The sequence below is a fragment of the Nostoc sp. UHCC 0251 genome (genome assembly GCF_034932245.1).
Classification (GTDB): Bacteria; Cyanobacteriota; Cyanobacteriia; order Cyanobacteriales; family Nostocaceae; genus Nostoc.
Genome location: NZ_JAYGHD010000325.1, coordinates 26,946 through 31,162, shown reverse-complemented (window position 1 = coordinate 31,162; position 4,217 = coordinate 26,946). Strand labels below are relative to the sequence as shown.

Sequence of the window (4,217 nt, the reverse complement as noted above, 5' to 3'; positions counted from 1 at the left end):
CCCTCATGTAGAGACGCGATTTATCGCGTCTAAAAGACTGACACGTTAGAGAGACGCGATAAATCGCCGTACAGATCAATGTACTCGTCAATTATTCCTTAACAGACTACTATTTCCGACTTGTGTGTACACCGTAGCCTTTTAAGAGATGGGTTTTCCAGATACCGTGAAAAGTTAGGACTAGTGCATAGCAAATTTAAATCATTCATGAACAACAAAAACCCCGGCTTTTCTAACAAGTCGGGGTTTTAAGGCTTTCAATCTTCACAAATCAGATTGCTCTATTAAAACTGGGAGCAATTAAGGGGTTAAAAAGTCTAAATGCTTTCCTGGTTTGGCAAGCAAATCTTCTACTGATCCCTGAATTTCTAACTTGCCTTGATTAAGCAAAACAATCCAATCGGCACGGGTAATTACTCTAGGACGATGGCTAATTAGGATCGTAGTTTTACCTTTGCGGTGGGACAATAGCTGATCTAAAACTTGAGCTTCACTAACTGGATCGAGTCCAGCAGTTGATTCGTCTAAAATTAAGATTGGTGGATCGTTAACGATAGCTCTTGCTAGAGCCAGTCTTTGGCGTTGCCCACCAGAAATATTTGACCCAAATTCGCCTAATACAGTTTGATATTTTTCAGGTAATTTACTAATAAAATCATCTGCATCAGCAATTTGGCAAGCCTTGACAATTTGATCAAAGGTGAGGTGAGGAGAACCTAAGCGGAAGTTTTCAATAATTGAGCGGCTCCAAAAATGAGCGTCTTGAGGAACCAAAGCAATTTGTTGCCGCAAACAATCAAGAGCTAGGTCTTGCATGTTATACATCCCAAAGCGAATATTGCCAGAATTAGGTGTATATAATCCAGCTATCAGTTTAGCAAGAGAACTTTTTCCACAGCCGGATGTACCAATTAGAGCAACAACTTTACCGCCAGGAATTGTAAGGGAAAAATCTTCCAGTAGCTCTAGCCTGCCGGCATAGTGAAAGTTTAGCTTTGTGCAAACAATATCAACATCACTAGGAATTTTAGCAAAGGGTTTGTTACTATCGCTTGGAGCTTCAGGTGTGGCATCGATAACTTCTGTTAAGCGTTCTGTGGCAGTTTTGGCACGCATGAATTCATCTATAAATCCAATCACAGCACCGATGAATGCCAAAAAATTACCATTCATCCCGTTAAATGCCAGCAGTTGACCGATGCTCAGTTCCTTACTAATAACTAGGGTGCTGCCGAAACCAATCAAACTAACGCTGCCAATAGCATAAACTAACCCAGAAAAGATGCTGTTAATAATTCCAATCTGAACTGTGCGAAATGTTTGGTTTGAGAGCCGACCAAATCTGTTCTGAAATTCTTCCCAAAATTGAGGACCAGCAGTAGTAGTTTTGAGCGTCAACGCTCCTTTAAAACTTTCAACGAGAACACCCTGATTTTCCGCGTCTAATACCAATATACTTCTGATTTTTTGTTGAAGTGTCGGCAGGAAAACCACCGTAGATAAACTCATGACAATAGCAACAACGACGGCAACAAGGGTGAGTTTCCAGCTATAAAACAACATGAAACCCAAAGAAATCAGTCCAATAAACAAGCTGCTAGGCAGACTGATAACTGCTTGAGCAACTAGCTGATTAATTTGTTGAATATCTTGTAATCTGCTAACAATCTCACCACTGCGACGTGATTCATAGTAAGCCAGAGGCAGCCGCAGGATTGTCCTGGCAAATTCCAGAACTAGCCCTAACTCAAGCCGTTGGGCAAAATTGGCAATCAGGTTAGATTGAACTAGTTGCAAACTACTTGACACCAAATTCATCACCACAACCGCAACAATCACACCGGTGAGAAGCTGGATATCACCTCGAACTAGTACATCATCCGTTAAAATTTGAAGCAGGAAAGGAGACGTTAACGAAAGCAGACCGATAAATATAGCACAGAGAAAAGCCTCGAATATTATGCCCCCATAAGGCAATGCACGCTGTGCAAAGCGCCAAATACCCTTGACTTTATCATCGGGTTGAGCATAGAAGCGAACCGAATCTGGCTCTAGTAAAAGCATGACTTGATCTGACCAAGCCTCCATTAATTCTTTTCTAGAGACATAACGGATATTAAAGGCCGGGTCAGCAATTACATATTTTTTACCTTTTTGACCATATAAAACAACCCAGTGGTAGCCTTTCCAGTGAATGATTGCTGGCAGTGGCGCTTGGTTCATTCGGTCTAATATTTCTTTTGATGCCCTGACCGAACGCGCGTTGAAACCAAGTGCCTCGGCTCCTCGCCTCAATCCCAACAATGTTGTTCCAAGTTGCCCGGTGCCTACCGCTTCCCGGATGCGATTTAGTGTAAAGTTACGGCGATAATGTTTGGCAACGGAAGCAAGACAAGCAGCTCCACAATCTTCTTCACTATGTTGTGTAACAACTTGGTATTTCATTTCACACTCCAGTACCCAATAATATTGTGATAAAAAACAAAAAAATAGCAGGGTTTCGTCCCTGCGTGATTAAAAAATAAACCAACAGATTAGTTTTGCTAAATAACTGGGCAAAAAGAAATTTAACACTCTTAAGCAATCCAAAATTTACTACATTGGCTAGTAGTAAGGGGATGGAGCCGCTTACCACTAGCCTTTAATTATAGCGGTTATCGTTTACGTGAGGTACAGCCGTAAGGGCACGGCATGTTCCCTAGACCTTGCGATATAACGTTGTACCGCATCTGAGTGGGAACCGCTATATTCACGCCCACTTACTTATCACTACCAATCGAATATGGATAGGTAGGAGAATAGGCCATCTAGCTCATCTAATAGTCCTTCTGAAATTTTTACATCCTTGGTAGTTTGCACAACTTTTGTAGTTGATTGAACTGTACTTGATGTACCTGTTTGTTTCTTTGCTCCTTTTTTACCAGATGATCCCTTGACTTTAATAACTTTTCCTTCATAAAGACCATTAGAAAGGTTCAAGGTCTCACCACCACACAAGCTTTCTTCTTCAGATTCAGTCAGTGAGATAAACATTGGGGAGATTTGAATGCTTTTCATGATTTTAGTTAACCTCATGTGCTAATTATGAGTTTTGAACTTTATACAAAGCTGCTTTAACTCAAGATAACGAGAGCTAGCACGTACCAAAAGGTGTGTATTTTGTATAAGTAGAAAGGTAAAAATAATCCATACTATGTCATTGCCATTGTTTCGTATCATTGGCAAGAGATTAGTTGTACTTTTTGTCACATAGTAGAATTATTTTCACTGCCCTACTTAATCAAAAGGAAAAACATGGAGAATTTTGGTATGTAAACCTTTAGACAGACTTGCTTATTCGTTTGGATTAAGTTACGTAAAAAGAGTTTCCTTATCTTTTCCAAACTACTGATATTGTAATCAATATCCCTCTTTAATCACTCTGGAATCAGAATAATCAGAACTAAATGTCGAAAGTCAGATTTAGTCAGGGATTAAATGATCACATTATTGATAGAAAATCCAAAACGAAAGCAAATAGGCAAAACCCTAAATAGTAAAGGGTTTTAGATTTGACTTTGCCGAGAGTGATTAAACACGGATATGGTCGATTCCTGTGTTAACAGCGCTTGTTTCCCTACTTGATTATTCAAGGGTAATGCAGTAGGGTAATGCAGTATGTTTAGGAAAAAACGCCACAGATAGGTATATTGATGATTGCTTAATAGCAACCATCAATAGAATTTTGTTAATTTTTGTGAAGAAAAGTAGGGGGTCGCAATGAACTTATGTTAGGATAAGCCAAATCTAAATAAAGCTAGCTAATGGCCACGAAAGATTTAAGTCAATTAGCAGTTTATTCTCGTGCAATGAGCAACTTACGCCTGCGTCAACAGGTTGAATTGCTTAATATGCCGTGATTGATCCAGGTAAAGACGCGATTAACGTGTCTTTCCGTTTACTATTACCCTTCTACTAAACCTCATAAATTTACTTAATTTGCTACACCTTGGGCGGTTGAGTTGAAGTTGGTTGCGTCTCCACCATTTCCACCATTTGCGCTGATATTAGACTTAACGATCACAACGGGTGAACCTTTGCCGCCGCCGATAGTGATATTGCCACCGTTGCCGCCGTTACCACCAACAGCTGTTTGTTTGGTATTGTTAGTAGCAAAGGCAAGCTTCAAGGAAGATAACTTTAAGTCAATAGACTTCTTAACTTCCTCTTTAGTTTTA

General features: G+C 39.9%; 3 protein-coding genes. All 3 read right to left on the bottom strand.

Annotated features, from left to right (window positions below):
* Positions 1-300: 300 nt before the first annotated feature.
* Positions 301-2,445, bottom strand: a complete 2,145-nt coding sequence (locus tag VB740_RS26840; RefSeq protein ID WP_323202902.1) for a peptidase domain-containing ABC transporter — start codon at positions 2,443-2,445, stop codon at positions 301-303.
* Between the two features lie 324 nt (positions 2,446-2,769).
* A complete protein-coding gene (locus VB740_RS26835; RefSeq protein WP_323202901.1) occupies positions 2,770-3,057 on the bottom strand; it encodes a hypothetical protein in 288 nt (95 codons plus the stop codon).
* 916 nt (positions 3,058-3,973) lie between these two features.
* Positions 3,974-4,217, bottom strand: a 244-nt coding sequence (locus VB740_RS26830) for a hypothetical protein (protein ID WP_323202900.1), incomplete at its 5' end; no start/stop codon positions are given.

Bases quoted from the DNA above. Each gene is read 5' to 3' on its own strand.
- VB740_RS26840 (WP_323202902.1), bottom strand. From the start codon at position 2,445: ATGAAATACCAAGTTGTTACACAACATAGTGAAGAAGATTGTGGAGCT.
- VB740_RS26835 (WP_323202901.1), bottom strand. From the start codon at position 3,057: ATGAAAAGCATTCAAATCTCCCCAATGTTTATCTCACTGACTGAATCT.